We start from the raw sequence: 21679 nt of genomic DNA, 5'->3' as shown, positions 1-21679 counted from the left end.
CTTGAATCATGGGATTCTTCACTGAAATGTTCGCTCGCCCGCGTCCGCGGGAACAGCTGCGCTATCGTGCGGCACTGGCGCTGCTCCATTCGATGAGCAATGCCGATCGCGCCGATATCGGCGTCAAGCCGGCCGATTTCCCGCGCATCGCCAGGGAAATGTCCCTGCGCTAAACAGCGCACCGTGAGATATCACGCCGCGGCGGGATATCTCACGAGCGGATCTCAACGCGATCCGAGGAAAATCGACTTGCCCAATGGCACGCCGTTGTGGCGCAGGATGTCGTAGGCAGTGGTCAGGTGGAAATAGAAATTGGGCATGGCGGCGTGCAGCAGGTACTGCATTCCCGCCATCGAAACCTCGCGTCCCGCAAGCCGCAGTTCAACCATCCTGTCATCTGAACCATCGAATTCGGCCGCCGAAAATGTCGAGAGATAGTCGAGCGTCTTGGTGAGGCGTGCCTGCAGATCGGCGAAGCTCGCCTCATTATCCTCGTATTTTGGCACCTCACGCCCGGCAAGCCGCGACGGCGCGCCCTTGGCGTGATCGGTGGCAATCTGCACCTGCCTGGTCAGCGCAAACATGTCCGGCGCCAGCCTCGCTGTCAGATACACCTGCGGATCGATCTTGCGATCAGCCGCATTTTGCTCGGCAATGTTCAGCACATTGGCTAGTGCCTTCAGTCTCGCCGAAAATACCGGCACGGATGCTTCATACATTGATATGGTCACAAGAAATCTCCACGCGGCCCGACTGCCGACGGCGAGAGGTAGCGCTTTCGCAGGGGGTTGTTCAAGCGTCACCACGCCGCCGCAATCGATATGATAGGATTTTTCATCGAGTGGAGGTTCCCGATGAGACGCGCCTTTTTTGCAGCGACCGCTTTTATCTCGCTTGCCGTTGCCGGCCAATCGGCGCTCGCCGCAGACGCGCCTTATATCGACGACAGGTCGAATGCCGAAGTGGTCATCCGGTCGCTTTATAGTGCCATCAGCCGGCACGAATTCGCGCGCGCCTGGGACTATTTCGGCGACACCAAGCCGGCCAAGGATTTCAATTCCTTCGTCAAAGGCTATGACGGCACGGACACGGTCGAAGTCAAAACCGGTGGCGTATCCGAAGATGGGGCTGCCGGCAGCATCTACTACAGCGTTCCGGTCGCCATCCGGGCGACGGCCAAGGACGGCAGCGAAAATGTCTTTGCCGGCTGCTATACGCTGCGCCAGATCAACGCCTCGATCCAGGAACCGCCATTTCGCTCGATCTTCATCGACAAGGGTGCGCTGAAACCCTCAAAGGCCGATTTCGAGGATGCCGTGCCGGCAAGCTGCGGCGATGGACCGCCGCCGCCGAAGAAGGACGCGGCGCTTGAGCAGGCCAACAAGGCGTTTGCCGCGACTTATGGCGACCAGTGCGACAAGGATCTTTTGGCGCAGGAGCCGGAGATTTTCTCGATCCACTATAAGGGCAAGGATGCGGCTGCCAGCGATCCCGAAAGCGAAACGCGGCTTTTCCATTTCGCCTGCTCGGCCGCGGCCTACAACGAAAACTCGATCTATTACATGAGCGACGACGTGCTTGGCGTGAGACAATTGCAGTTCGCCGAACCTGAAATGGACATCCGCTACGAGAACAATGACAGCGACGGCAAATTGCTGGGCATGACCATAGTTGGCTTCCAGACCTCCGGCTGGGCAACCAATTCCGATTACGACGAAGAGACCAAGACGATCACCACCTTCAACAAATGGCGTGGCATCGGCGATGCCTCTTCATCGGGGACCTATCTGTTTCGCAACGCCGATTTTTCCCTGGTCCAGTACGATGTCGACGCGTCTTATGACGGCGAGGAAAATCCGCAGACGGTCGTCGACTACAATACCGCGCCTTAAGGAGCCTTCGACAACATCCAGTTGAGCGTGCCGCGCCAGTCGGTCATGCGGATCGGCGTGCCGTGCGTGCCGGTCTCGAAGCGGACGAAGCGGGTCGGATAGGTTTTCGACTTGGCCAGAATTGATCGGAAGAAGGCTTCCTGTTTCTCGATTGGAAACACCGGGTCCTTGCTGCCTTGGCCGAAGAAGACTGGGACACGACGCTTGAATGCGGGGCTTGAGAAGAAACTCTCATCCCATAGCGAGCCGAGCAGCAGAAGCCCGTCGATGCGCCCGCCGGTGTCATTGCGGGCGGCCAGCTTCCAGCATAATGAGCCGCCCATCGAGCCGCAGGCGACGAAGATTTTTGCGCTCGGCGATTGTTCGGCATAGTGGTCGATCAGCGCGGCGACCTGGGTGGCACCGGCGTCGCCGAAATCGGAAAAATCCGGCGACAGATAGAGGCCGCCATTGCCGGCCATCAGGTTCTTGATGCGGTTGAAATTGCCGCCGAAGGTGAAGTCGTCGGTGCCCTGCTTGCGGCTGCCGCCCTGCCCGTGCAGATAAAGCACGATGATGCTGGCGCCCTCGGTCTTGCCGACGGCGATGTGGCGGACATCGCCGGCATCGGTCTTCAGCAACAAATCCTGCTGCACCTTGCGCACACCGGGATCGGTGTATTGCGCATGCACACGACGTTCAGGCACTTCGTCACGAGCGTTGATGTCGCGCAGCTCACGATAATCGACAACCGTATAGGCGCCGTTGCTCTCGGACGAGAGTGTGACCGGATAGGCGAAGAGATCATCCTTGAAGGGTTTGAGTTCGAGAGCGTTGGCGTGGGCGGCACAAGAGAGCGACAAAAGAATCGCCATCAGCAGGGCCGGGAGGCCAGAGGGAGGCAAGCGGAACCGGAAGCAGAAACGAAAGGCCATGCCTCAGCCATGCGTTTTTCGGCTTCGGTTTGTCAATCCTGCAGCACGCCGCCGGCGCTTTCCAGCGCCTCGCGCGTGTCGACATCGACGGCTGCCCCTTCGCCGATCTCGACATCGATGACGTCGAGCCCTTCGGCCTCGACCAGATGGCGGGCCCCGGTATCGCCTTCGAGGTGAGCGATCGCGGCAAACAGCGAACGCGGCAGCAGCACGGGATTGCCCCGCCGCCCATCGTGCGAGGCCCGCACCACCGATCGGCCTTCGCACCTGCGGAACGCCTCGATCAGCCTGTCGAGGTCGGCCGAGGCGACGCCAGGCATATCGCCGAGGACAATCATGGCGCCGGCGGCGTCGCCGGAAATCTTGGCGATGCCGGCCTTCAGCGACGAAGACAGACCCTCGGCGAATTCCGGATTGTCGGCGAACGTCACATCGAGGCCAGACAGTGCATCGCGCACGCGCTCGCGCTGATGGCCAGTGACGACGATGGTGGCCGCGGCTTTCGAACCGACCGCGCGTTCGGCAGTGCGACGGACCAGCGGCTTGCCGTCGAAGAGCGCCAAGAGCTTGTTCGGCCCGCCCATGCGGCTGGAGCGGCCGGCGGCCAGAAGCACGATCTCGACCTTTGGTTCGGCTTTGGCCGGCAATGGCTCGCGCGGCTGCGGCCGCGTCGGAATTTCCATCAACAGCCCGCCGACACCCATGCCGGCAATATCCCTGGCGGTCACGTCGAGGCCGGCGATCAGCCGGTCGAGCACCCAGTCGAAGCCGTTCTCCTTGGGACTGCGGGCGCAGCCCGGCGCACCGATGATGCGCTTGCCGCCTAGTGTGCCTAGCACCAGCAGATTGCCGGGATCGACCGGCATACCGGCGCGGATGACAGTGCCGCCTGCCTTTTCGATCGCAGCGGGAACGACGTCGCCAAAATCGGCCATCGCCGAGGCGCCGAAGATAACCACCATATCGTTGTCGCGTATCAGCGAAGCCGCAGCCTCGGCGACGGGGATAATTTCATGCGGCGTTCGACGCTCCGCCGCCAGCCTGCCGCCCGAACGCGCCAGGCGTGCTTCGGTGACGCGCATCGTCTTGTCGAGCACGCTGGGTTTGATGCCGGGCAGCACCGTCTGGATGACGCCGACGCGCACCGGCTGATAGGCGTTGACCGCAAAGATCTCGCCGCCGGCGCAGATCCCTGCCACCGCATCGACCAAAGCGGAGGCGACCGCAAACGGAATGATCTTCACCGTTGCTACCATCTGACCTTTTTCGACCGGCGCATACTGCGCGAGCGTGGCGATGGTGATCGTCGGATCGACGGCGTTGATAGCATCGATCATCGCCGCGTCGACGGTGAACATGCCGGCAGCCTGCGCGTGGAGGTTGACCCTGCCGGTCGCGGCGGGCTTCGCCTCGATGTTGCGGTGGATCATGGATGCAGCGATCTTTTCGGCGGCGACGTCCTCGCTGAGATCATCGGGCGCCAACACCGCCGCGACGACCTCGGAAATGCCAGCGGCCTTCAACAGGGACACATCCCCGGCGCTTAGCCTGTGCGCCTTGCGGAAGCGGCGCTCGCCGGCCGTGGTGGCGTGCGCCAGCACTGCCCCTTCGGCCGCATCGATCGCAACGGGACCAAATTTCACGCGACCGCGCCTTTGGATTCGAGGCCGCGCGAGCGAAAGGCGTGGATCGCTTGCGCCAACACCGCGACGGCGATCTCGGCCGGGCTGGCAGCCCCAATGTCGAGGCCGATCGGGGCATGAATGCGGGCGATCTGGTCGGCCGTCGCCCCCGAAGCCAGCAGGCGTTCCACACGTTTGGCGTGGGTCTTGCGGCTGCCGAGCGCACCGACATAAAAGCAGCCGGCGTCGAGCGCCGCCTTCAGCGCGAAATCGTCGATCTTCGGATCGTGGGTGAGAGCAGCCAGCGCCGTATAGCTATCGAGCGGCTGACGCGTCAGCACATCCTCTGGCCATTCGGCATGCAGTGCGATATCGGGAAAACGATCGGGCGTGGCAAAGGCCGTGCGCGGATCGATGATCTCTACGGGATAGCCGGCGATCCTGGCCATCGGTGCCAGCGCCTGGCTGATGTGGACGGCGCCGATCACCACCAGACGCGGCTGCGGCAGATGTACGTTGAGGAAGAACGTCCGCCCCTCAGCTTCGACCGAACCGGAATTGCCGGTGCGAAATGCCTTGGCGACGGCCGCCCCGAGTTCGCCGGCTACCCGGTCGCCCTCGCGCACGACACGGTCGCGGCCGTCGCCGAGATCGGTGACCAGGATTGCCGCGCGGCGGGCGCGGCGTTCGGCGTTGAGTGTCTTCAGGGCATAGGGATCCATTCGAGATCAACCCAATCTTTCGACATAGACCTTGATGCGGCCGCCGCATGACAGGCCGACTTGCCAGGCGGTCTCGTCTGCGACGCCGAACTCCAGCATCTTCGCCTTGCCGCTATCGATGACGTCGACCGCTTCGGTCACCACGGCGCCTTCGACGCAGCCGCCCGAAACGGAGCCGTGGAAATTGCCTTCGGCGTCGATGACCAGATGGCTGCCGACCGGCCGCGGTGCCGAACCCCAGGTCTCGACCACGGTGGCGATGGCGACATCCTTGCCGTCCTTCATCCAGCCCTCCGCGATGATCAGCGGGTCGCGAGCCTCATCGAGATAGATACTGCGTTCCATGATTTTCTCCCTGGGAGACATGTGGTTATGCGACGCGCATCACGCCAGCCTCGATCCACCGGCGCGGGTCGACCGAACGCATAAAAACAGCACGGTCGCCAGCGACCGGTCCGCCACATAATCCGCACAGGTCAACAGATCGAGCGTCTCGTCGATCGTCCGTGGCGCCGGACGCGGTTTTCAACTCGGTCATTCTCTCTCCGCGGGCGCGGCCATCTGAAAGCCTTTACAGAGCGTGGTAGCCGCGGTTGTGATAGATCAGCGGCCGCAAATTATCGCCGATGCGCAAACCTGTAACTTTGCCAAAAAGCACACGATGGGTGGCCAGATCCTTGGTATCGATCAGTTCGCAGTCGAAGACGGCGAGCGCGCCCTTCAGCGTCGGCGAACCGGTCGAGATCACATCCCATTCGGCCAACGCGAAACGCTCCTCGACCGGCAGGCCGGTAATGCCGGAAAAGCCGATCGACAGCGGCTCCTGATCCGAAGCCAGCGTGTTCAGGGCAAATTTGCCGTTTTCCACGAACGGCTCGTTCTTGGGATTTTCACGATTGAGGCAGACCAGGATGGTCGGCGGCGTGTCCGACACCGAGCAGGCCGCGATCACCGTCGCGCCGCGCCTGCCGGCGGGGCCATCGGTGGTGACTACATGTACATGGCCGGCAAAATGGGCCATCGCGTCGCGGTAGGCCTGCGGCCCGATGTCATTCTTCTTCAGCACCGATGATTTTCCACTAGTCAGAACCAACCGTTATATATGGGGGGATATTGCATGCCACAAGCGAAGTGCTTGACGTATATCCAGAATTCGCGTGTTGCACCAAAGCTGGCCAGCCTTTAGGTCTTGACGGCATTGGCGCCAGCAACCACGCGACCGGTGCAGAGGAATTCTTCGCTCGCATGCGACCTTGGACGACCACGATAGCGGTGCTGGCCTGGCTCTCGGTCGCCGGTAGTGCAAGTGCCGAGACGCTGCTGGTCGGCGTCGCGGCACCTTTGTCGGGGGCGTCGGCGATCCTCGGCAAACAGATCGAGGCCGGCGCGACAATGGCGGCTGAAGCGAACGATGCCGAAATCAAGACGATCGATGACGCCTGCACGGCCGACGGTGGCGCCGCTGCCGCGCGGGAGTTCACCGCAGCCAAGGTCAACATCGTCATCGGGTTTTTGTGCACCGACGCAATCGAGGCGGCTCTACCGATCCTCAAGGATGCCGGCATACCGGTGATCACAGTCGGCGTCCGTACGGAAAGCCTGACCGACCGGCGCGCCAAGACCGGATGGCCGATCTATCGTCTCGGGCCACGCGGCGACGACGAGCGCAATGCCGTCGCCGCCATCCTCACCCGCCTATGGCAGAACGAGCTGTTCGCCATCGTCGACGACGGCACGATCTATGGCCGCGAAATGGCCGAGACGTTTCGGGCAGCCGCCGAGCAAGCGGCGCTGAAGCCGGTGTTCGTCGACACGTTCCGGCCGCAGCTCGACAACCAGATCGGCCTGATCGGCCGACTTAAGAAAGCCGGCGCAACGCATGTCTTTGCCGGCGGCGACGGCGATGATGTCGCCATTATGGGCCGCGACGCCGGCCAGCTCGACACCGGAATGGTGTTTGCCGGCGGCGAAGCGTTGCGCGCGCCGCTCGGCGACGTGCCTTATGCCGTCGGCACGCTGATGATTGCGCCGCCCGAATGGGCCGATGTCGCCGACCCCAAGGTGCTGCAGAGCTTTGCCGGACAAAACATCGTGCCGGAAGGTTACACGCTACCCGCCTATGCCGCGGTCGAGATCGCCAAGGCCGCTTCAGCATTGACGCAAAGCTCCGGCGAGAGGCTGGCTAACGTGCTGACCGCGCATGACTTCACCACGGCGATCGGACCGATCCGCTTTGACGAAAAAGGTGACCTGGCGCAAAATCCTTATCAAGCCTACCGTTTCGACGGCGGCCGTTTCGTGCCAGCGGAGAGCCAATGATGTCAAGCACGGGGATGTTCCATACGGGTCCGCGCAATCTCATCACCGACGTCGCCGGCCTGCGTGTCGGCAATGCGGCGAATGCCAAGCTGAAATCCGGTGTGACCACCGTCATCTGCGACGAACCGGCCGTGGCCGGTGTGCAAATCCTGGGCGGTGCGCCGGGCACCCGCGAAACCGACCTGCTCGAGCCGCACAATTCGATCCACGCCATCCATGCCGTGGTGCTGTCGGGCGGCTCGGCTTTTGGCCTTGACGCCGCGTCGGGGGTGCAGGCGGCCTTGCGCGAAAGAGGCATCGGCGTCGAGGTCGGCGGCTTTCGCGTGCCGATAGTGCCGGCGGCGATCCTGTTCGACCTGCGCAATGGCGGCGACAAGGATTGGAGCCGGTATCCGCCTTACCGCGACCTCGGCTACGAAGCCGCGCAAGCCGCCGCGATCGACTTTGCGCTCGGCACTGCCGGCGCAGGTTGCGGGGCTTTGAGCTCCGGCCTGAAGGGCGGGCTCGGCTCGGCCTCGACAGCGCTGGACAGCGGCGTCACCATCGGCGCGCTCGCCGCCGTCAACCCGACCGGCTCGGTGACGGTCGCCGGGACCCGCCATTTCTGGGCGGCGCCGTTCGAGATCGGCGACGAGTTCGGCGGCTTAGGCTTTCCCCACCCGGTGCCTGACGATGCCAGAAAGATCGTGCTGAAGTTCCGTGACAAGCATGCCGCAGGGCAGGCGGAAACCGGCGCCAACACGACCATCGCCGTGATCGCCACCGATGCGGTACTCACGAAGGCCGCAGCCAAACGCCTGGCGATATCAGCGCATGACGGCTTCGTCCGTGCCATTTGGCCGACGCACACGCCCGCAGACGGCGATCTGGTCTTCGCGCTGGCAACCGGCAAGAGCGGCATCGAGCTCGCACCCAACGATGCCATCGATCTCTACGCCGCGGCCGGCGCCACGATGGCGCGCGCCATCAGCCGCGGCGTCTTTGCCGCGACGCCGGCCGAGGGCGATCTGTTCCCGGTCTGGTCATCGCGCTGACCGCGCAACGCTCATTCGGGTTTGCCGTAATCAGATTGGACTTTTGATCAGCTGGGTTCGGATTTTTCTTCTTCGAACGTGACCGCAACATCCGAGTTTGCTGAGAGCCGCACCTTCTGGCCCTCGACCTCGGCGACAAGGCTGAGAGGAATGAAGTGGTGATGGCCCCTGTGAGCGCCCTCGCCGCTGTCGCGCTTGGTCGAGATGCAGCCAAGATTCGCGAACGTATGGAAGCACGACGGCCGGATTGGATGCATCGACCTTGTGTTTCAGTCAGCACGATCTTTTGACGGCATCGTGATAGGAATTTAACGGCGTCGACCGCCTGAATGGAAGCCCCATGCGAAATCTTGCCCTGTTTGCCGTCTGCCTGCTTGCCCCGCTTGCAACTTTGGTCGCCGCCCACGCAGGCGATGTCGCCGAGCTTGAGATCCTCGGCTTCAGCCGTGATGGCGGGGTCTTTGCCTTCGAGGAATACGGCGTCCAGGACGGATCGGGATTTCCCTATGCGAACCGCTATTATGTCGACACGGCCAACGACAGTTTCCTGAAGGGCTCGCCGATCCGTGTCCGGCTCGACGACGAGAATGCCGCGGTGGACGCAGCGCGGCTGCAGGCCCGGCAAAAGGGCGAAGCGATCGTCAGTCAGGCGGAACTCACGGCAATTCGCGGCATCACCGCCGGCTTCAACCCGGTGACCGAGCTTTCTGCCGATCCCTTCCGCATGGTGGTCAATCCGCGCCCGATCTTCTCGCCGGTCGACGATCCGCTTGAGTTCCGGCTCGACCAGATCGGCATGAACGACACCGAACGCTGCCAGAGCCTGGGCGAGATCAACGGCTTTCGCCTGCTGCGCATCGAGGCGAAGGACGGCGGCCAGACAAGGATTATTCACGAGGACAAATCGATCCCGCAAAGCAGAGGCTGTCCGACTGGCTACCAGATCGGCGCGGTTCAGACATTTTCGCTGGATAGCCTCAGCGCCTATGCCGTGCTGATCGCGGTGCGCCAATACGGCTTCGAAGGGCCGGACTATCGCTGGATCGCGGTAACCGGACGGCTGTGACGCTCCTGGCCATGCGCACCCGCGCCTTGCATCGTCTGCGCCGCGCTTTACCGCCGCTGCGTGCTGCGTCCGTCGGCGCGCTGCTGTGGGCCATAGCGATGGGCGCCAGCGCGCTGCTCAATCTGCTGCAGTACGACTGGGAGACCCCGGCAAAGATCCGCTTCGTCTCGCTGCTTTATGCTGCCGGCGGTGCGCTGGCTTTCCCGATTGGGCTGTTCCTGGCGCGGCTCGTCTCGCTCGGACGCCACTGGGAGATCGCCCTCGCGGCCGCCTTCGTCTGCTTTCTCGCAGCGACGATCGCCGTCACCGGCGGCCTGTTTGGGCTGCAATACCGCTCCTACTACGTCCAATGGCATGCACCCGCGCTTACCATCACCTGGGTTTTCCAGTTCGTGTTCACGATGTTGACGGCACTCTATCAGTTTGTCGTCCTCGGCATCCGGCTGTATTTTCCGCTAGGTTTCATCGCGCTCGCAATTGCCAGCATCTGGTTTGCGCGCCAGCAGCGTTGAGCATTCCATCTCGCTCTGTTAGGACGCTGGCGAACGCTCCCGCAAGTCAGGACTGACCGATGATCCCTCGCTACTCCCGGCCGGAAATGGTGGCCATCTGGTCGCCCGAAACCCGGTTCCGCATCTGGTTCGAGATCGAGGCCTACGCCTGCGACGCATTGGCCGAGCTCGGCGTCATCCCGAAGGGGGCCGCCAAGACCATCTGGGAGAAAGGTGGGGCGGCGAAGTTCGATGTCCAAGCGATCGACGAGATCGAGCGCGTCACCAAGCACGACGTCATCGCCTTTCTCACGCATCTTGCCGAATTCGTCGGGCCGGATGCCCGCTTCATCCACCAGGGCATGACATCGTCCGATGTTCTCGACACCTGTTTTGCCGTGCAGCTCACCCGGGCCAGCGACATCCTGCTGGCCGACATTGACGGGCTGCTTGCGGCGCTCAAGCGCCGCGCGTTCGAGCACAAGGACACCATCACCATCGGCCGCAGCCACGGCATCCATGCCGAGCCGACCACCTTCGGCATCAAGCTGGCACAGGCCTATGCCGAATTCTCGCGTTGCCGCGAGCGGCTGGTGCACGCACGCGAGGACATCGCCACCTGCGCCATCTCGGGTGCGGTCGGCACCTTCGCCAATATCGATCCTTATGTCGAAGAATACGTGGCCAAGAAACTCGGACTGAAGCCCGAGCCGGTGTCGACGCAGGTGATTCCGCGCGACCGCCATGCGATGTTCTTCGCCACGCTCGGCGTCATCGCCTCGTCGATCGAGCGGCTGGCGATCGAGGTGCGCCATCTGCAGCGCACCGAGGTACTTGAAGCAGAAGAGTACTTTTCACCCGGACAGAAGGGCTCGTCGGCGATGCCGCACAAGCGCAACCCTGTGCTGACCGAGAACCTCACCGGCCTTGCCCGCATGGTGCGCTCCTTCGCATTGCCGGCAATGGAGAATGTGGCGCTCTGGCACGAGCGCGACATCTCGCATTCCTCGGTCGAGCGCATGATCGGGCCCGACGCGACGGTGACGCTCGATTTCGCGCTCTCACGGCTGACCAGCGTCGTCGACAAACTGCTCGTCTACCCCGACAACATGCTGAAGAACATGAACAAATTCCGCGGCCTTGTGCATTCGCAGCGCGTGCTGCTAGCGCTGACGCAAGCCGGCGTTTCGCGCGAGGACGCCTACCGGCTGGTGCAGCGCAATGCGATGAAGGTGTGGGAGCAAGGCGCTGATTTTCTTGAGGAACTTCTGGCCGACAAGGACGTGGTCGCAGCCTTGCCCGAGGCCGAGATCCGCGAGAAATTCGACTTGGGCTACCATACCAAGCACGTCGATACGATCTTCAGCCGAGTGTTCGGAGAAGCCTGATGATTTCGTCGGCCGGAGATTTCGATTTCCTTGCCCTGCCCGGGCGCGGCAATTCCGGGCCGGATCATTGGATGTCGCATTGGTGCCGGGTGTTCCCCAATTCGAGCCGCGTGCTGCAGGCTGAGTGGGACCGGCCGAAGCCTGAAGACTGGATCGGCCAGGTGGATGCCGCGGTGGCCGCCGCACCCCGCCGCATCGTGCTGCTTGCGCATTCGCTGGCGGTGGCGACGGCGGTGAAGTGGGCTGCCGGCGCCAGTCAAAGCCAACTCGACAAGGTCGCGGCGGCACTCCTGGTTGCCGCGACCAATGTCGAGGATGCCGATCCCTCATTCGACGCGGTGCGCCCGTTCGCGCCGATGCCGCTGAAGCGCCTGCCCTTCCCAACATTGGTGGTGGCGAGCCGCAGCGACCCCCGCGTCACCTTCGACAAGGCGACCGCTTTTGCCGCCGCCTGGGGCGCGGATATCGCCGATGCCGGCGATCTTGGCCATATGGGGAACGAGGCCGGCCTGGGCGTATGGCCAGCGGGCCTGCTCATGCTTGGACGCCTGCTTGAGAAGGCGAACCTCTAATCTAGATTCTTGTTTTTATGCATGTCGTTATCGCAAAACCGCTGCACACTTTTGCGCGACATGCATTGGCCTACGCCTTGCCGGGAACCGTCCTTATCACTGTGCCCCACGGGTCCTCGCGGGTGGTCTCGCTTGCGGCATTGTCCGAACGCATCTCGACCCAGGCCAAGCCGGAGCGGGAGGGATCTCGGCGACCGGCGCCCGCGCTCTGCCACGCATTTGCGCCAATGTGGTGATGATAGCCGCCGGACGACAGGAACACCGCCGCGCCGCCGTACTTTGCCACGGTGTCGAAACCGAACTCCTGATGCCACCATGCTTCGGCTTCTTCCGGCCTGCCGACCCGCAAATGGGCGTGACCGATAATGCTGTTTTCCGGCGCGCCCTGCCAGCCGGTGTCGCCGGCCGGCACTTCGGCAACGACCGACTGAATGTTCAGCCGCTCCGTCGCCATCGCGATCTTGTCCCCGTTCCATTTCCAGTCCTGCGGACGGCGGTCGGCATAGATCTCGATGCCGTTGCCTTCCGGATCGGTTAGATAAAGCGCCTCGCTGACCAGATGATCGGATGCACCCTCGATGCCGATCTTGCCGGCGATGGCGTGATTGATCCAGCGGCCGAGATCGGCCCGACTGGGTAGCAGGAAGGCGGTGTGGAAAAGACCGGCGCTGCGCGGGTCATCGGGTTTCGCGGCCGGATCCGCTTCGATGTCGAGCAAAGGGCGATTGACTGCGCCGAGCGTAATCGTGCCGCCGGCGCGGCTCAGTTCCTGCAAACCGACGACTTTGCGATAGTAGGCAGCGAGATTTTCTGCTTCGCGCGCCCGCAAGCCGACGCGGGCAACGCTGACCGGGGTCGTCGCGGCAAAAGGCAGTTCGCTCATCAAAGTGCTCCGTTCAAGCGGCGCTCGACAAGCTTCCAATGGAGGAACCCGGCGCCATCAATCATTCTACGCCGTGTCCGTGCCAAAATCTCGGAACAGCCATTCTTTCCCGGCGACAGATCATCGATCGCGATCGTTCACACAAGAGTGCAAGAAGCGAACATGGTGTTCACAATAACGAGCAGAACCGGGCTCGTGAGAGACCGTTTGCGTGTCGCTGTTGAGTTTATACCCGGTTGCACCCGACAGCGCCTCTCGCTACATGCGCGCCATGAAAGTCAGGGAAGCAGATATTCTCATCGTGCCGGGCTACACAAATTCCGGCCCCGATCATTGGCAGAGCCGCTGGCAGTCGAAACTGTCGACAGCGCGCCGCGTCGAACAGACGGAATGGTCGAAGCCGGTGCGCGAGGATTGGACGGCCGGTGTCGCCAAGGCGGTCAACGAGGCCGAGCGGCCGGTCGTCATCGTCGCTCATTCGCTTGGCGTCGCCGCGGTCATCCAGGCCTTGCCTCGGTTTGAGCGGCAGGTCGCCGGCGCCTTCTTCGTGGCGCCGCCCGATGTCGCCAATCCAAAGATAAAGCCCAGGCACCTGATGACCTTCGGCCCCTATCCGCGCGACCCGCTGCCGTTTCCGTCGGTGGTGATCGCCAGCCGCAACGACCCGTTCTGCGCCTTCGGCGTCGCCGAGGACATTGCCGCGGCGTGGGGCTCGCTGTTCATCGACGCCGGCGATGCCGGCCATCTCAACGCAGATTCCGGCTTCGGCCCTTGGCCCGAAGGATCGATGACCTTCGCGAAATTCCTGACGGATCTCTAGGAAGCGATTGAGCCCCTGACGCTGTTCAGCAGGGTCTTTGCCCCAAGCGAAATCAGCGAATGCTCGGAACCCATCGCCAGCAGCCGGTAGCCCATCGACACCACGCGACCGGCAATGGCCGGTTCCATCACATAGATCGCCGCATGCTTCCCGGCTTTACGGGTGCGCTCGGCGATCGAGGCGACGGTCTCCATCATGCTCTCCAGCGTCGAACTGACGGTGGTCCCCTTCGACCAGGCGATCGAGAAATCCGAAGGGCCTAGGAAGATACCGTCGATGCCCGGCGTGTCGAGGATGCCGTCGAGTGCCTCAAGCGCGGCGCGCGTTTCGACCATGGCGAACGCCATGGTGCGCTGGTTGCTGTCGCGCAGCCAGTCGGCATGATCGCCCTTGCCATGGCGCGGAAAGGCATAGGTGGGGCCCCAGGAGCGCTCGCCGAGCGGCGGGTATTTCATGGCGGCGGCAAACAGCTTTGCGTCCGCCACTGAATTCACCATCGGCGCGATCACCGCCTCGGCGCCGAAGTCGAGCGCGCGGCTGGCCATGTCGAAGCGGCCGACCGGAATGCGCACCAAAGCCGGCTTGTTGGCGGCCAGCACCGGCACAAGCCCGCGCAGTACGCTGTCCTCGTGATGGCCACCATGCTGCATGTCGAGCGTAACCGCGTCGAACCCTTGCCTGGCCAGTATCTCGACCGTCAAAGCATCCGGCACGCCGGACCATGCGGTGAACAGCGTCTCGTCGGCCGCAAGGCGTGACTTCAGGGACATTGGCGATTTCCTCTTTGCTTGCAGCAATTCAGCCGGAAACGACCGCAAAGGCAAAGAAAAACCGCCCGGCTGGGCCGGGCGGTCGATTGGTCCAGCATTCTATCGATACCGGCGGAAAGATCAGGTGTTCTTGATCTGCTCGATCGCCTGCGCCATCAATTCATCCATGGTGCGGCGGATCTGATGGTCCGACTGGTCGATGCCGGCCGCATCGAAATCCTTGCGTATCTTGCGGAAAACGTCGTGATCGCCGGCTTCCTCGATGTCGCTGACGACCACTTCCCTGGCATAAGCGTCGGCGTCGGCGCCTGACTTGCCTAGCTTTTCGGCAGCCCACAGGCCGAGCGCTCTGTTGCGGCGTGCCGCGGCCTTGAACCGAAGTTCCTCGTCGAATGCGAATTTGCGCTCAAAGCCTTCTTCGCGGTCTTTCATGCTGCTCATGGCATCCCTCCGTGAAATCCGATTCGTTGCGCCAATATGTGTTGCCGGAGCACAAACCAAAAGGGCGCCGGCCGGTCAATATGCTACATTGGTTGCTGCGCTGCGGCATTTCGGTCCCCGAAAGCGGTTGATTGAAAGGATTTGCCGATTGAGCAAACAGTGCGATTGGGATAGACACCGGCATTGAACCCCACCGTCGCCATCTTATTTTAGGCAGACGGACAGTACTGGTCGCTTGCCGCCTGCCCGCAAATCCAGAGAAAAATCAGATGAAAAATCGCCGCCGCATTTATGAAGGCAAGGCCAAGATCCTTTATGAGGGACCGGAGCCTGGCACGCTGATCCAGTTCTTCAAGGACGACGCTACCGCTTTCAACAAGAAGAAGCATGAAATCGTCGATGGCAAAGGCGTGCTCAACAACCGCATTTCCGAGCACATCTTCAATCATCTCAACCGGATGGGCATTCCGACCCACTTCATCCGCCGGCTCAACATGCGCGAGCAGCTGATCAAGGAAGTCGAGATCATACCGCTCGAAGTGGTGGTGCGCAACGTCGCCGCCGGCTCGCTGGCCAAGCGCCTGGGCATCGAGGAAGGCACCGTGCTGCCGCGCTCGATCATCGAATTCTATTACAAGGCCGATGCGCTCGACGATCCGATGGTATCGGAAGAGCACATCACCGCCTTCGGCTGGGCGAGCCCGCAGGAGATCGACGACGTCATGGCGCTGGCCATTCGCGTCAACGACTTCCTTTCCGGCCTGTTCATGGGGGTCGGCATCCAGCTCGTCGACTTCAAGATCGAATGCGGCCGCCTGTTCGAAGGCGATATGATGCGCATCGTCGTCGCCGACGAGATTTCGCCGGACTCATGCCGGCTGTGGGACGTGGCGACCCAGGACAAGCTCGACAAGGACCGCTTCCGCCGCGACATGGGCGGGCTCGTCGAAGCTTATCAGGAAGTTGCCCGCCGCCTCGGCATCATGAACGAGAACGAGCCGCCGCGTCCGGCCGGACCGGTGCTCGTCGCATCGACCGACGGCGTCAAAGGCAAGCCGCACTGACGGCTTGCCCGCTCAACAGGTGAACAGGAGCATGTCCAGCGTGATCAAGGCCCGCATTACCGTAACCCTCAAGAACGGCGTGCTCGATCCACAAGGCAAGGCAATCGAGCATGCGCTGTCCGCAATGGGTTTCGGCGGCGTTGGCCAGGTGCGGCAAGGCAAGGTTTTCGATGTCGAGCTTGCCGAGGGCGACAAGGCCAAGGCCGAGGCCGATCTGAAAGCCATGTGTGACAAGCTTCTGGCGAATACGGTGATTGAGAACTATAGTGTGGCCATTACCTGAGGTTGTACCGGAGGGCAGATGACGGAAGCCACGAATGAGTTGATGTATGAGCTCCTCAAGCGTGTGCATCACGAAGTCGCTGAACTTCGCCAAGATGTTTCCGAAGTGAAGCGGGAGTTGAACGTAGTTCGGGGTCACATGGTCGCAACGCAAAGCGACATTCACAACATCTATGGCATTCTCGGCCGTCAAGACGATCGCCTTGAGCGCATAGAACGCCGCCTAGAATTGCGCGAACTCGCCGAAGCCCAGAGGCCCTACGAACCAAAATGAAATCAGCCGTCGTCCTGCTCCCCGGCCTCAATCGCGACCGCGACATGATCGCGGCGCTGACCAAGATTTCCGGCACGCCGCCGGTCACCGTCTGGCAGACCGACACCGAAATTCCCGATGTCGACCTGATCGCCATTCCCGGCGGCTTTTCCTTTGGCGATTATCTGCGCTGCGGTGCCATTGCCGCGCGCATGCCGGTGATGCGGGCTGTGGCCGAAAAGGCGGCCAGGGGCGTCACGGTCATCGGCGTCTGCAACGGTTTCCAGATCCTGGTCGAGGCAGGCTTGCTGCCGGGCGCATTGATGCGCAACACCTCGCTGAAATTCGTCTGCCGGCAAGTCAAGCTGCAGATTGCTAATGCCAACACGATGTTTACCCGCCGCTATCAGCCGGGCCAGGTCATCCGCGCGCCGGTGGCGCATCATGACGGCAATTATTTTGCCGACGTGGAAACGCTGGCTCGCCTCGAGGGCGAAGGCCAGGTGGTGTTCCGCTATGCCGAAGGCACCAATCCCAACGGCTCGATCAACGACATTGCCGGCATCGTCAACGGCCGCGGTAACGTGCTCGGCCTGATGCCGCATCCGGAAAACCTGATCGAAGCGGCGCATGGCGGCAGCGACGGCCGGGCGCTGTTCGAAAGCGCGCTGGGCATCGCCGCTTGATGCCTTCAATTTTCCTCCTGGAGCGACGGTCATGAAACTCTATTCGCGGCCGTTGTCGCCCTATTCGTCGATCGTGCGGGCGCTGGCCTATATCAAGAACGTGCCGCTCAAGGTCATTGCACCACCGCCGGGGTTTCCCATCCCCGAAGCCTTTCGTGCCATCTCGCCGCTCAACCGGATTCCGGTGCTGATCACCGGCTCGGGCGAAACGATCGTCGAATCGGTGGTCATTGCCGAATATCTGGAGGAGCGCTTTCCCGAGCCTGCATTGCTGCCCAAGGATTCGAAAGACCGGGCGCTGGTGCGCATGTTCGCCCGCATCACCGACCTCGACGTGCTCGCGCCGATGATGAAGCTGTTCGAGCTCTATTTCGTGCCGCAGCGCAATGAGGCGGAGATCAAGGCCCAGTTCGCCCGATTGCATCACGGGCTTGCTGCAATCGAGACCCGCATGGCGCATGGCCCGTTCGCGCTCGGCGACGACATCTCCTTCGCCGATGCCTGGCTGACGCCGACCCGCTTCATCTTCAACAATTTCAGGACAACGATCGGCCGCCCCGACCTGCTTGACGCCTATCCGAAATTCGATGCCTACGAGCAAATCGCCTTGCAGCATCCGGCGCTGTCGCGCGTCTGGGGTGAGATGACAGACGGTCTGAAGATCTTTCTGTCCGAACTCGAGATGGGCGCCGCTTGAACATGAGACTGACGACCACGCGCCTCGCCGTCGCTACTGTCGCCGGGCTTGTACTCGCCTCATGCCAGTCAGGCCCGAAGAGCACGCCGGCGCCGGCGGGCAAGAGCGCGTCACTGCTTGCCATGGAACAGGTGGCAATCGCTGCCCACAAATGCTGGATCGCCAGCAAGGACCCTGCCTTCAAATCTTACCAGATGGCCAACGAACTGAATTCGTTTAGCGGCACGCCCCGCTTCCTGCTGGTGCCGGCCAAGCATTATGGCGGAAAGCCGCTGCTGGTCGTGCAGGCGCAAGGCAATTCGAGCCGCGTCGACGTGTTCGGCCCGCTGATGGCGGAACCGCTCGGCGCGCGCATCGGCTCGGACATTGCCCGCTGGCAGGCGGGCAATCCGGCCTGCGGCGCTGCTGCCTAGCCCAGTGGGTCGCTTGCTGCAGATCACCGGTCTGGTTATCGGCCTGGCCGGACTCGTCCTGCAGATCTGCATCACCGTCCCGGCATCAATGGCGGCCGGCCGCGGCTTTGTCGGCTCGCTGGTCTTCTATTTCAGCTTCTTCACCGTCCTGACCAACATCGGCGCGGTGCTTGTCCATGCCTCGTTGCTGTCATCGACGGGTTACGCCTGGTTTCCGGCCTTTGCCGGGCCACGGATGCGAGCGGGCGTAGCCGTCGCCATACGCTGGTTCTCATCGTTTATGCAACGGTCCTGGCGCAGCTCTGGCAGCCGCAAGGGCTGTTCCTGCTCTGCGACGTTCTTCTGCACTATGTGACGCCGGTGCTGTTTGTGCTGTGGTGGCTTGTGGCGGGAGCTGACGGCTCGACGCGGTGGCGCGACATCTCCTGGTGGATGATCTATCCGATCGCCTACCTGGCCTACGCGCTGCTACGGGCGCCGATTGCCGGTGAAGTGCCCTACCCGTTCCTCGATCTCGCTAAGAACGGTGCGACCAGCGTCGCCGTCTCAGCTCTGGCCATCACCGGGCTTTTTCTGATGCTGTGCATTGTGGCGGTGCTTGTGGACCACGGTGTCACGCGGATCAGGGCGGAACGCATGCATCCGCGATGACGTTCTCCCGCCCTGGCTGCCTTTAGCGTCTTGGCACGGTTCGCGCGGCGCCTGCACGGATCGCCGCAGCAGCTTCACCGGCGATCCGTGACATGAACTTGCGCGTGAATTGGCCAAGCGGCTTGGCATCCTCGAGCGCCCAGCTCGTCGCGAGATCATCGGTGTTGAACTCATCGACGATAACCCAGGCTGGCGTATAGAGCGTGGCGCGACGGGCCTCCGTCTCAGGAACCTCGACATAGTACGCGTCAGGGCGTGGCGGCTGACTCGTGACCGGAAAGAGCAGCGCCTGCTTGCGGCCATTCTTACCGGCAACGATCAGCATGACGCAAGCCGGCCGCGCCTTGCGTCCGCTCTCCTCGCCGCGGTCATATTCCCTTGCCCACAGATAGGAGTAGAGAATGATCTGTCCGTGACCAAGCTCAGTCATCCCGGACATCATCTCGCGCAATTGCGTCGAGGCCGGCCAGAAGCTCGTCGCGTTCCTCGGCCGACAGATCCTCAACGCGGTGTGCCCGCTGAGCGCTGCGGCCGGTGATGCGGTCAAACTGCTCCGCCGTGAGGAGCACGAACTTTCGCTTGCCGCGCTTGGTGATGTCGACGGGACCACGGAACGCAGCCTCGACGACCTCGCCAGACTTATTGCCGAGATCTGTGAGCGTGAAACTCGCCATGGTAATCTCCTTCACGCCGGAAAATAGGTGAAATAGCTGTTTTCAGCAATACCCCTATTTATCGGAGGCGTCGCAGGTGAGAATCCTGTGAAGGCAAGAAGGAGGTCGCATCTCCGCGATGACCAGCGTGGCGGCTCAGTCCCAGAACGGCCTCAGACCCTCACGATGGGCATCGCAGCGCGAAATGCCGATATCCTTGAGCTGGGCGTCGGTCATCTCGAGCAGAACTAGCCGACTGCGTCGGCGATCCAGCAGGCTGTCGATCCATCGGACGAATGACGTGACCACTTGCACAAGCCGGCGAACATAGGATCTCCGGCCCGACGAGCGGCTTCCGGTCAATTCAACTGCCGCGTAGCGGATTGTCTCTATTGTACCCATTTTCTTTCTGCCAAGATTGCAATTGTGCCGTTTTGTACGGCTTGCTTCATATGTATTGACTCCCAAATCGGTGCAATGTACAAAATTGTCACGATGACAACTTGGCTTCCAGACCTTACCGCCGGCACCGGCCCGCTCTATCAGCGGCTTGCCGATTCCATCGAGACGGACATCGACCGCGGCCTGATCGGTGCAGGGGCAAAGCTGCCGCCGCAGCGCGATCTGGCATACGACATCGGCACGACCGTCGGCACGGTCGGCAGGGCCTATCAACTGCTGCGCGAGCGGGGATTGGTCAGCGGCGAGGTCGGCCGCGGGACCTATGTTCTCGCTCAACAGTCGGAGAGCGCGAAGCCGGAGTTCCTGGGGCCGGTCGAACAAGGCACGCGCTATATGGATGCGCCCGGCGACAAGCTGCGCTTCGATAGCACGGCCGCACCGGATGTCGGCCAGGGTGCCATCGTCGCCGATGTGTTGACACGCACGGCGCAAGACCATCCGCATGAGATTTCAAGCTATACTCGTGATTTCCCGGACCGCTGGTTCGAAGCCGGCAGGCGCTGGCTGTCACGCAATTCCTTTCGCCCAGCCGCAGATGCGATCGTACCCACGCTCGGCACCCACGCCGCGGTGATGGCAACCATTGCGGGGCTCACCGCCCCAGGCGACTATGTCGTCTTCGAGCACCTCACCTATTCGCAGATTTCCCGCAGCGCCGGCCTTATCGGTCGCCGGACCGCATTGGTGGCGGCTGACGACGAGGGCATCGATCCCGAGGATTTCGAACGCGTCTGTGCACAAAAGCATCCGAAGATGATGTTTTTGATGCCGACGGCCAAAAATCCGACGCTGACAACGCTGTCGGCCTCGCGCCGCGAGGCAATCGCGCAAGTCGCCCGTCAATACAACGTCGTCCTGATCGAGGACGATCTCTATGGCGGACTGACCGATGATCCGACACCTTTATTGGCCGAATATGCTCCCGAACGGACCATCGTTGCCGGCGGCCTGTCGAAATCGGTCGCGGCGGGTGTTCGCGGCGGTTGGCTCGCCTGCCCGCCGGCCTATCGTCATCGCATCCGGGTCGCCCACAAGATGATGACGGGCGGCCTGCCCTTCCTGCTGGCGGAGGTGGGCAGCCGACTGGTGCTGTCCGGTCAGGCCGCCGAGATGCGCAAGCGCAGCATTGGCGAGATCGGTGCGCGCATTGCGATCGTGCGCGAGACACTCGACGGATTCGACTTCAAGGCGCTGGATAATGTGCCCTTCGTCTGGCTCACTTTGCCGGACCCATGGCTTTCCGGCACTTTCAAACAGGCTTGCCTCGAACATGGCGTGCTCATCGACGACGAGGACGAGTTCAAGGCGGGACGTTCCGAACAGGCCTTTCACGGCGTGCGGTTTGGCATCTCGCAGCCGCGACAGCGGGGCGATATCGCGCACGGCGTCGCGGTGATCCGGCGGCTTCTGGACGAAGGCCGCGCCGGCTATGACAGCTTTTCCTGAACCGGCTTGAAACCGGCGGGTCGAGTGGCGATCTTTCGCTACTTGCGGCCAGCTGTTGCTTTCCGTTGTTTTAGTCATCGGACGGGGTGTATCGGCTGCAAAGCTTGCGATAAGACGGGACTCGATCCCAAGGACACA

At 62.4% G+C, this 21679-nt stretch carries 28 protein-coding genes and 3 pseudogenes; 17 read left to right on the top strand and 14 right to left on the bottom strand.

The genetic code is table 11. From position 1 onward, the window contains the following. Nucleotides 1–8 precede the first annotated feature (8 nt). On the top strand, nucleotides 9–173 hold the full coding sequence (locus tag NKH21_RS15020; protein ID WP_023674744.1) for a hypothetical protein: 165 nt from the start codon (nucleotides 9–11) through the stop codon (nucleotides 171–173). 51 nt (nucleotides 174–224) lie between these two features. On the opposite strand, the gene NKH21_RS15015 is transcribed toward NKH21_RS15020, so the two are convergent. Continuing rightward, entirely contained in the window at nucleotides 225–731 is a 507-nt protein-coding gene (locus NKH21_RS15015) for a DUF1993 domain-containing protein (protein WP_352663333.1), read from the bottom strand. A gap of 123 nt (nucleotides 732–854) precedes the next feature. On the opposite strand from NKH21_RS15015, the gene NKH21_RS15010 reads away from it, so the two are divergent. Beyond that, nucleotides 855–1892 (top strand): DUF1176 domain-containing protein, encoded by a 1038-nt coding sequence (locus tag NKH21_RS15010; RefSeq protein ID WP_352865813.1) that lies wholly within the window; start codon nucleotides 855–857, stop codon nucleotides 1890–1892. On the opposite strand, the gene NKH21_RS15005 is transcribed toward NKH21_RS15010, so the two are convergent. The 6 genes and pseudogenes from NKH21_RS15005 to NKH21_RS14985 all read right to left on the bottom strand — a co-directional run bounded on the left by NKH21_RS15005 (nucleotide 1889) and on the right by NKH21_RS14985 (nucleotide 6216). Beyond that, complete coding sequence (locus tag NKH21_RS15005) at nucleotides 1889–2746, bottom strand: alpha/beta hydrolase (protein ID WP_352865810.1); 858 nt, start codon at nucleotides 2744–2746, stop codon at nucleotides 1889–1891. The genes NKH21_RS15010 and NKH21_RS15005 overlap by 4 nt on opposite strands. A 92-nt stretch (nucleotides 2747–2838) precedes the next feature. Then, nucleotides 2839–4449: an NTP transferase domain-containing protein gene (locus NKH21_RS15000; RefSeq protein WP_352865807.1), complete on the bottom strand. Its 1611-nt coding sequence runs from the start codon at nucleotides 4447–4449 to the stop codon at nucleotides 2839–2841. Next, the gene (locus NKH21_RS14995) at nucleotides 4446–5150 is read right to left on the bottom strand and encodes an XdhC family protein (RefSeq protein WP_352662501.1); all 705 of its coding nucleotides are present in this window, start codon (nucleotides 5148–5150) and stop codon (nucleotides 4446–4448) included. Before NKH21_RS14995 ends, NKH21_RS15000 begins: the two co-directional genes overlap by 4 nt. 6 nt (nucleotides 5151–5156) lie before the next feature. Continuing rightward, a complete protein-coding gene (locus NKH21_RS14990) occupies nucleotides 5157–5495 on the bottom strand; it encodes an XdhC family protein (RefSeq protein WP_352662504.1) in 339 nt (112 codons plus the stop codon). 63 nt (nucleotides 5496–5558) lie between these two features. Further along, nucleotides 5559–5688, bottom strand: a pseudogene (locus tag NKH21_RS32805) (AAA family ATPase); the annotation flags it as partial. Nucleotides 5689–5721: 33 nt separating this feature from the next. Further along, nucleotides 5722–6216: a flavin reductase gene (locus tag NKH21_RS14985; protein WP_352662507.1), complete on the bottom strand. Its 495-nt coding sequence runs from the start codon at nucleotides 6214–6216 to the stop codon at nucleotides 5722–5724. 179 nt (nucleotides 6217–6395) lie between these two features. On the opposite strand from NKH21_RS14985, the gene NKH21_RS14980 reads away from it, so the two are divergent. Continuing rightward, nucleotides 6396–7469, top strand: coding sequence for a branched-chain amino acid ABC transporter substrate-binding protein (locus tag NKH21_RS14980; RefSeq protein ID WP_352865804.1), 1074 nt, complete (start codon nucleotides 6396–6398; stop codon nucleotides 7467–7469). Between the two features lie 14 nt (nucleotides 7470–7483). Continuing rightward, nucleotides 7484–8503 carry a P1 family peptidase gene (locus NKH21_RS14975; protein ID WP_352865924.1) on the top strand — a complete coding sequence of 340 codons (1020 nt, stop codon included), beginning with the start codon at nucleotides 7484–7486 and terminating at the stop codon, nucleotides 8501–8503. A 47-nt stretch (nucleotides 8504–8550) separates the two neighbouring features. Here NKH21_RS14975 and NKH21_RS14970 read toward each other — a convergent pair. Beyond that, nucleotides 8551–8703 (bottom strand): annotated as a pseudogene (locus NKH21_RS14970) (DUF2171 domain-containing protein); the annotation flags it as partial. Nucleotides 8704–8843: 140 nt separating this feature from the next. Between NKH21_RS14970 and NKH21_RS14965 the strand changes: the two are divergent. The 4 genes from NKH21_RS14965 to NKH21_RS14950 are packed head-to-tail and all read left to right on the top strand — an operon-like array spanning nucleotide 8844 to nucleotide 12020. Then, nucleotides 8844–9569, top strand: a complete 726-nt coding sequence (locus NKH21_RS14965; RefSeq protein ID WP_352865802.1) for a DUF2259 domain-containing protein — start codon at nucleotides 8844–8846, stop codon at nucleotides 9567–9569. 11 nt (nucleotides 9570–9580) lie between these two features. After that, nucleotides 9581–10081 (top strand): hypothetical protein, encoded by a 501-nt coding sequence (locus tag NKH21_RS14960; protein ID WP_352865921.1) that lies wholly within the window; start codon nucleotides 9581–9583, stop codon nucleotides 10079–10081. A gap of 59 nt (nucleotides 10082–10140) precedes the next feature. Beyond that, a complete protein-coding gene (purB, locus tag NKH21_RS14955) occupies nucleotides 10141–11448 on the top strand; it encodes an adenylosuccinate lyase (protein WP_352865800.1) in 1308 nt (435 codons plus the stop codon). Continuing rightward, nucleotides 11448–12020, top strand: a complete 573-nt coding sequence (locus tag NKH21_RS14950; protein ID WP_352865797.1) for an alpha/beta hydrolase — start codon at nucleotides 11448–11450, stop codon at nucleotides 12018–12020. The genes purB and NKH21_RS14950 overlap by 1 nt, the downstream gene beginning before the upstream one ends. A gap of 70 nt (nucleotides 12021–12090) precedes the next feature. On the opposite strand, the gene NKH21_RS14945 is transcribed toward NKH21_RS14950, so the two are convergent. After that, nucleotides 12091–12903 carry a VOC family protein gene (locus NKH21_RS14945; RefSeq protein ID WP_352865794.1) on the bottom strand — a complete coding sequence of 271 codons (813 nt, stop codon included), beginning with the start codon at nucleotides 12901–12903 and terminating at the stop codon, nucleotides 12091–12093. Between the two features lie 271 nt (nucleotides 12904–13174). Here NKH21_RS14945 and NKH21_RS14940 point away from each other — a divergent pair, with 271 nt between their 5' ends. After that, a complete protein-coding gene (locus tag NKH21_RS14940; RefSeq protein ID WP_352663339.1) occupies nucleotides 13175–13723 on the top strand; it encodes an RBBP9/YdeN family alpha/beta hydrolase in 549 nt (182 codons plus the stop codon). Here NKH21_RS14940 and NKH21_RS14935 read toward each other — a convergent pair. Both NKH21_RS14935 and NKH21_RS14930 read right to left on the bottom strand, forming a co-directional pair. Continuing rightward, nucleotides 13720–14493, bottom strand: coding sequence for an HpcH/HpaI aldolase family protein (locus NKH21_RS14935; RefSeq protein WP_352662523.1), 774 nt, complete (start codon nucleotides 14491–14493; stop codon nucleotides 13720–13722). The genes NKH21_RS14940 and NKH21_RS14935 overlap by 4 nt on opposite strands. A 120-nt stretch (nucleotides 14494–14613) precedes the next feature. Next, entirely contained in the window at nucleotides 14614–14934 is a 321-nt protein-coding gene (locus NKH21_RS14930) for a DUF1476 domain-containing protein (RefSeq protein ID WP_023674726.1), read from the bottom strand. 269 nt (nucleotides 14935–15203) lie between these two features. Here NKH21_RS14930 and purC point away from each other — a divergent pair, with 269 nt between their 5' ends. The 7 genes and pseudogenes from purC (at nucleotide 15204) to NKH21_RS14895 (ending at nucleotide 18980) form a co-directional block, all read left to right on the top strand. Next, entirely contained in the window at nucleotides 15204–15998 is a 795-nt protein-coding gene (purC, locus tag NKH21_RS14925) for a phosphoribosylaminoimidazolesuccinocarboxamide synthase (protein ID WP_023674725.1), read from the top strand. A 40-nt stretch (nucleotides 15999–16038) separates the two neighbouring features. Further along, on the top strand, nucleotides 16039–16281 hold the full coding sequence (gene purS, locus NKH21_RS14920) for a phosphoribosylformylglycinamidine synthase subunit PurS (RefSeq protein ID WP_352865917.1): 243 nt from the start codon (nucleotides 16039–16041) through the stop codon (nucleotides 16279–16281). 18 nt (nucleotides 16282–16299) lie between these two features. After that, on the top strand, nucleotides 16300–16554 hold the full coding sequence (locus NKH21_RS14915) for a hypothetical protein (RefSeq protein ID WP_352492450.1): 255 nt from the start codon (nucleotides 16300–16302) through the stop codon (nucleotides 16552–16554). Further along, nucleotides 16551–17219: a phosphoribosylformylglycinamidine synthase subunit PurQ gene (gene purQ / locus NKH21_RS14910; RefSeq protein ID WP_352662532.1), complete on the top strand. Its 669-nt coding sequence runs from the start codon at nucleotides 16551–16553 to the stop codon at nucleotides 17217–17219. The genes NKH21_RS14915 and purQ overlap by 4 nt, the downstream gene beginning before the upstream one ends. A 31-nt stretch (nucleotides 17220–17250) precedes the next feature. After that, nucleotides 17251–17916: a glutathione S-transferase family protein gene (locus tag NKH21_RS14905; RefSeq protein WP_352662535.1), complete on the top strand. Its 666-nt coding sequence runs from the start codon at nucleotides 17251–17253 to the stop codon at nucleotides 17914–17916. 2 nt (nucleotides 17917–17918) lie between these two features. Next, the gene (locus tag NKH21_RS14900; protein WP_352662538.1) at nucleotides 17919–18329 is read left to right on the top strand and encodes a hypothetical protein; all 411 of its coding nucleotides are present in this window, start codon (nucleotides 17919–17921) and stop codon (nucleotides 18327–18329) included. A 4-nt stretch (nucleotides 18330–18333) separates the two neighbouring features. Next, nucleotides 18334–18980, top strand: a pseudogene (locus NKH21_RS14895) (Pr6Pr family membrane protein). A gap of 22 nt (nucleotides 18981–19002) precedes the next feature. On the opposite strand, the gene NKH21_RS14890 reads toward NKH21_RS14895, so the two are convergent. From NKH21_RS14890 to NKH21_RS14880, 3 genes are all read right to left on the bottom strand, one after another. Beyond that, a complete protein-coding gene (locus NKH21_RS14890; RefSeq protein ID WP_352662544.1) occupies nucleotides 19003–19410 on the bottom strand; it encodes a hypothetical protein in 408 nt (135 codons plus the stop codon). Beyond that, a complete protein-coding gene (locus tag NKH21_RS14885; protein WP_352662547.1) occupies nucleotides 19403–19654 on the bottom strand; it encodes a type II toxin-antitoxin system prevent-host-death family antitoxin in 252 nt (83 codons plus the stop codon). Before NKH21_RS14885 ends, NKH21_RS14890 begins: the two co-directional genes overlap by 8 nt. 135 nt (nucleotides 19655–19789) lie before the next feature. Beyond that, a complete protein-coding gene (locus NKH21_RS14880; protein ID WP_352467262.1) occupies nucleotides 19790–20035 on the bottom strand; it encodes a DUF1127 domain-containing protein in 246 nt (81 codons plus the stop codon). A 93-nt stretch (nucleotides 20036–20128) separates the two neighbouring features. Here NKH21_RS14880 and NKH21_RS14875 point away from each other — a divergent pair, with 93 nt between their 5' ends. Continuing rightward, on the top strand, nucleotides 20129–21541 hold the full coding sequence (locus NKH21_RS14875; RefSeq protein ID WP_352865789.1) for an aminotransferase-like domain-containing protein: 1413 nt from the start codon (nucleotides 20129–20131) through the stop codon (nucleotides 21539–21541). Nucleotides 21542–21679 lie beyond the last annotated feature (138 nt).

This window comes from Mesorhizobium sp. M1329 (assembly GCF_040318035.1).
GTDB lineage: Bacteria > Pseudomonadota > Alphaproteobacteria > Rhizobiales > Rhizobiaceae > Mesorhizobium.
The sequence above is the reverse complement of the archived record's forward strand: the minus strand, read 5'-3'. Positions and strand labels throughout refer to the sequence as shown.

Excerpts from the sequence above, each read along its gene's own strand:
- NKH21_RS15020 (WP_023674744.1), top strand. The coding sequence starts at position 9 with ATGGGATTCTTCACTGAAATGTTCGCTCGCCCGCGTCCGCGGGAACAG.
- NKH21_RS15010 (WP_352865813.1), top strand. The coding sequence starts at position 855 with ATGAGACGCGCCTTTTTTGCAGCGACCGCTTTTATCTCGCTTGCCGTT.
- NKH21_RS15005 (WP_352865810.1), bottom strand. The coding sequence starts at position 2,746 with ATGGCGATTCTTTTGTCGCTCTCTTGTGCCGCCCACGCCAACGCTCTC.
- NKH21_RS14995 (WP_352662501.1), bottom strand. The coding sequence starts at position 5,150 with ATGGATCCCTATGCCCTGAAGACACTCAACGCCGAACGCCGCGCCCGC.
- NKH21_RS14990 (WP_352662504.1), bottom strand. The coding sequence starts at position 5,495 with ATGGAACGCAGTATCTATCTCGATGAGGCTCGCGACCCGCTGATCATC.
- NKH21_RS14980 (WP_352865804.1), top strand. The coding sequence starts at position 6,396 with ATGCGACCTTGGACGACCACGATAGCGGTGCTGGCCTGGCTCTCGGTC.
- NKH21_RS14975 (WP_352865924.1), top strand. The coding sequence starts at position 7,484 with ATGTTCCATACGGGTCCGCGCAATCTCATCACCGACGTCGCCGGCCTG.
- NKH21_RS14965 (WP_352865802.1), top strand. The coding sequence starts at position 8,844 with ATGCGAAATCTTGCCCTGTTTGCCGTCTGCCTGCTTGCCCCGCTTGCA.
- NKH21_RS14960 (WP_352865921.1), top strand. The coding sequence starts at position 9,581 with ATGCGCACCCGCGCCTTGCATCGTCTGCGCCGCGCTTTACCGCCGCTG.
- purB (WP_352865800.1), top strand. The coding sequence starts at position 10,141 with ATGATCCCTCGCTACTCCCGGCCGGAAATGGTGGCCATCTGGTCGCCC.
- NKH21_RS14950 (WP_352865797.1), top strand. The coding sequence starts at position 11,448 with ATGATTTCGTCGGCCGGAGATTTCGATTTCCTTGCCCTGCCCGGGCGC.
- NKH21_RS14945 (WP_352865794.1), bottom strand. The coding sequence starts at position 12,903 with ATGAGCGAACTGCCTTTTGCCGCGACGACCCCGGTCAGCGTTGCCCGC.
- NKH21_RS14940 (WP_352663339.1), top strand. The coding sequence starts at position 13,175 with ATGAAAGTCAGGGAAGCAGATATTCTCATCGTGCCGGGCTACACAAAT.
- NKH21_RS14935 (WP_352662523.1), bottom strand. The coding sequence starts at position 14,493 with ATGTCCCTGAAGTCACGCCTTGCGGCCGACGAGACGCTGTTCACCGCA.
- NKH21_RS14930 (WP_023674726.1), bottom strand. The coding sequence starts at position 14,934 with ATGAGCAGCATGAAAGACCGCGAAGAAGGCTTTGAGCGCAAATTCGCA.
- purC (WP_023674725.1), top strand. The coding sequence starts at position 15,204 with ATGAAAAATCGCCGCCGCATTTATGAAGGCAAGGCCAAGATCCTTTAT.
- NKH21_RS14915 (WP_352492450.1), top strand. The coding sequence starts at position 16,300 with ATGACGGAAGCCACGAATGAGTTGATGTATGAGCTCCTCAAGCGTGTG.
- purQ (WP_352662532.1), top strand. The coding sequence starts at position 16,551 with ATGAAATCAGCCGTCGTCCTGCTCCCCGGCCTCAATCGCGACCGCGAC.
- NKH21_RS14905 (WP_352662535.1), top strand. The coding sequence starts at position 17,251 with ATGAAACTCTATTCGCGGCCGTTGTCGCCCTATTCGTCGATCGTGCGG.
- NKH21_RS14900 (WP_352662538.1), top strand. The coding sequence starts at position 17,919 with ATGAGACTGACGACCACGCGCCTCGCCGTCGCTACTGTCGCCGGGCTT.
- NKH21_RS14890 (WP_352662544.1), bottom strand. The coding sequence starts at position 19,410 with ATGACTGAGCTTGGTCACGGACAGATCATTCTCTACTCCTATCTGTGG.
- NKH21_RS14885 (WP_352662547.1), bottom strand. The coding sequence starts at position 19,654 with ATGGCGAGTTTCACGCTCACAGATCTCGGCAATAAGTCTGGCGAGGTC.
- NKH21_RS14880 (WP_352467262.1), bottom strand. The coding sequence starts at position 20,035 with ATGGGTACAATAGAGACAATCCGCTACGCGGCAGTTGAATTGACCGGA.
- NKH21_RS14875 (WP_352865789.1), top strand. The coding sequence starts at position 20,129 with ATGACAACTTGGCTTCCAGACCTTACCGCCGGCACCGGCCCGCTCTAT.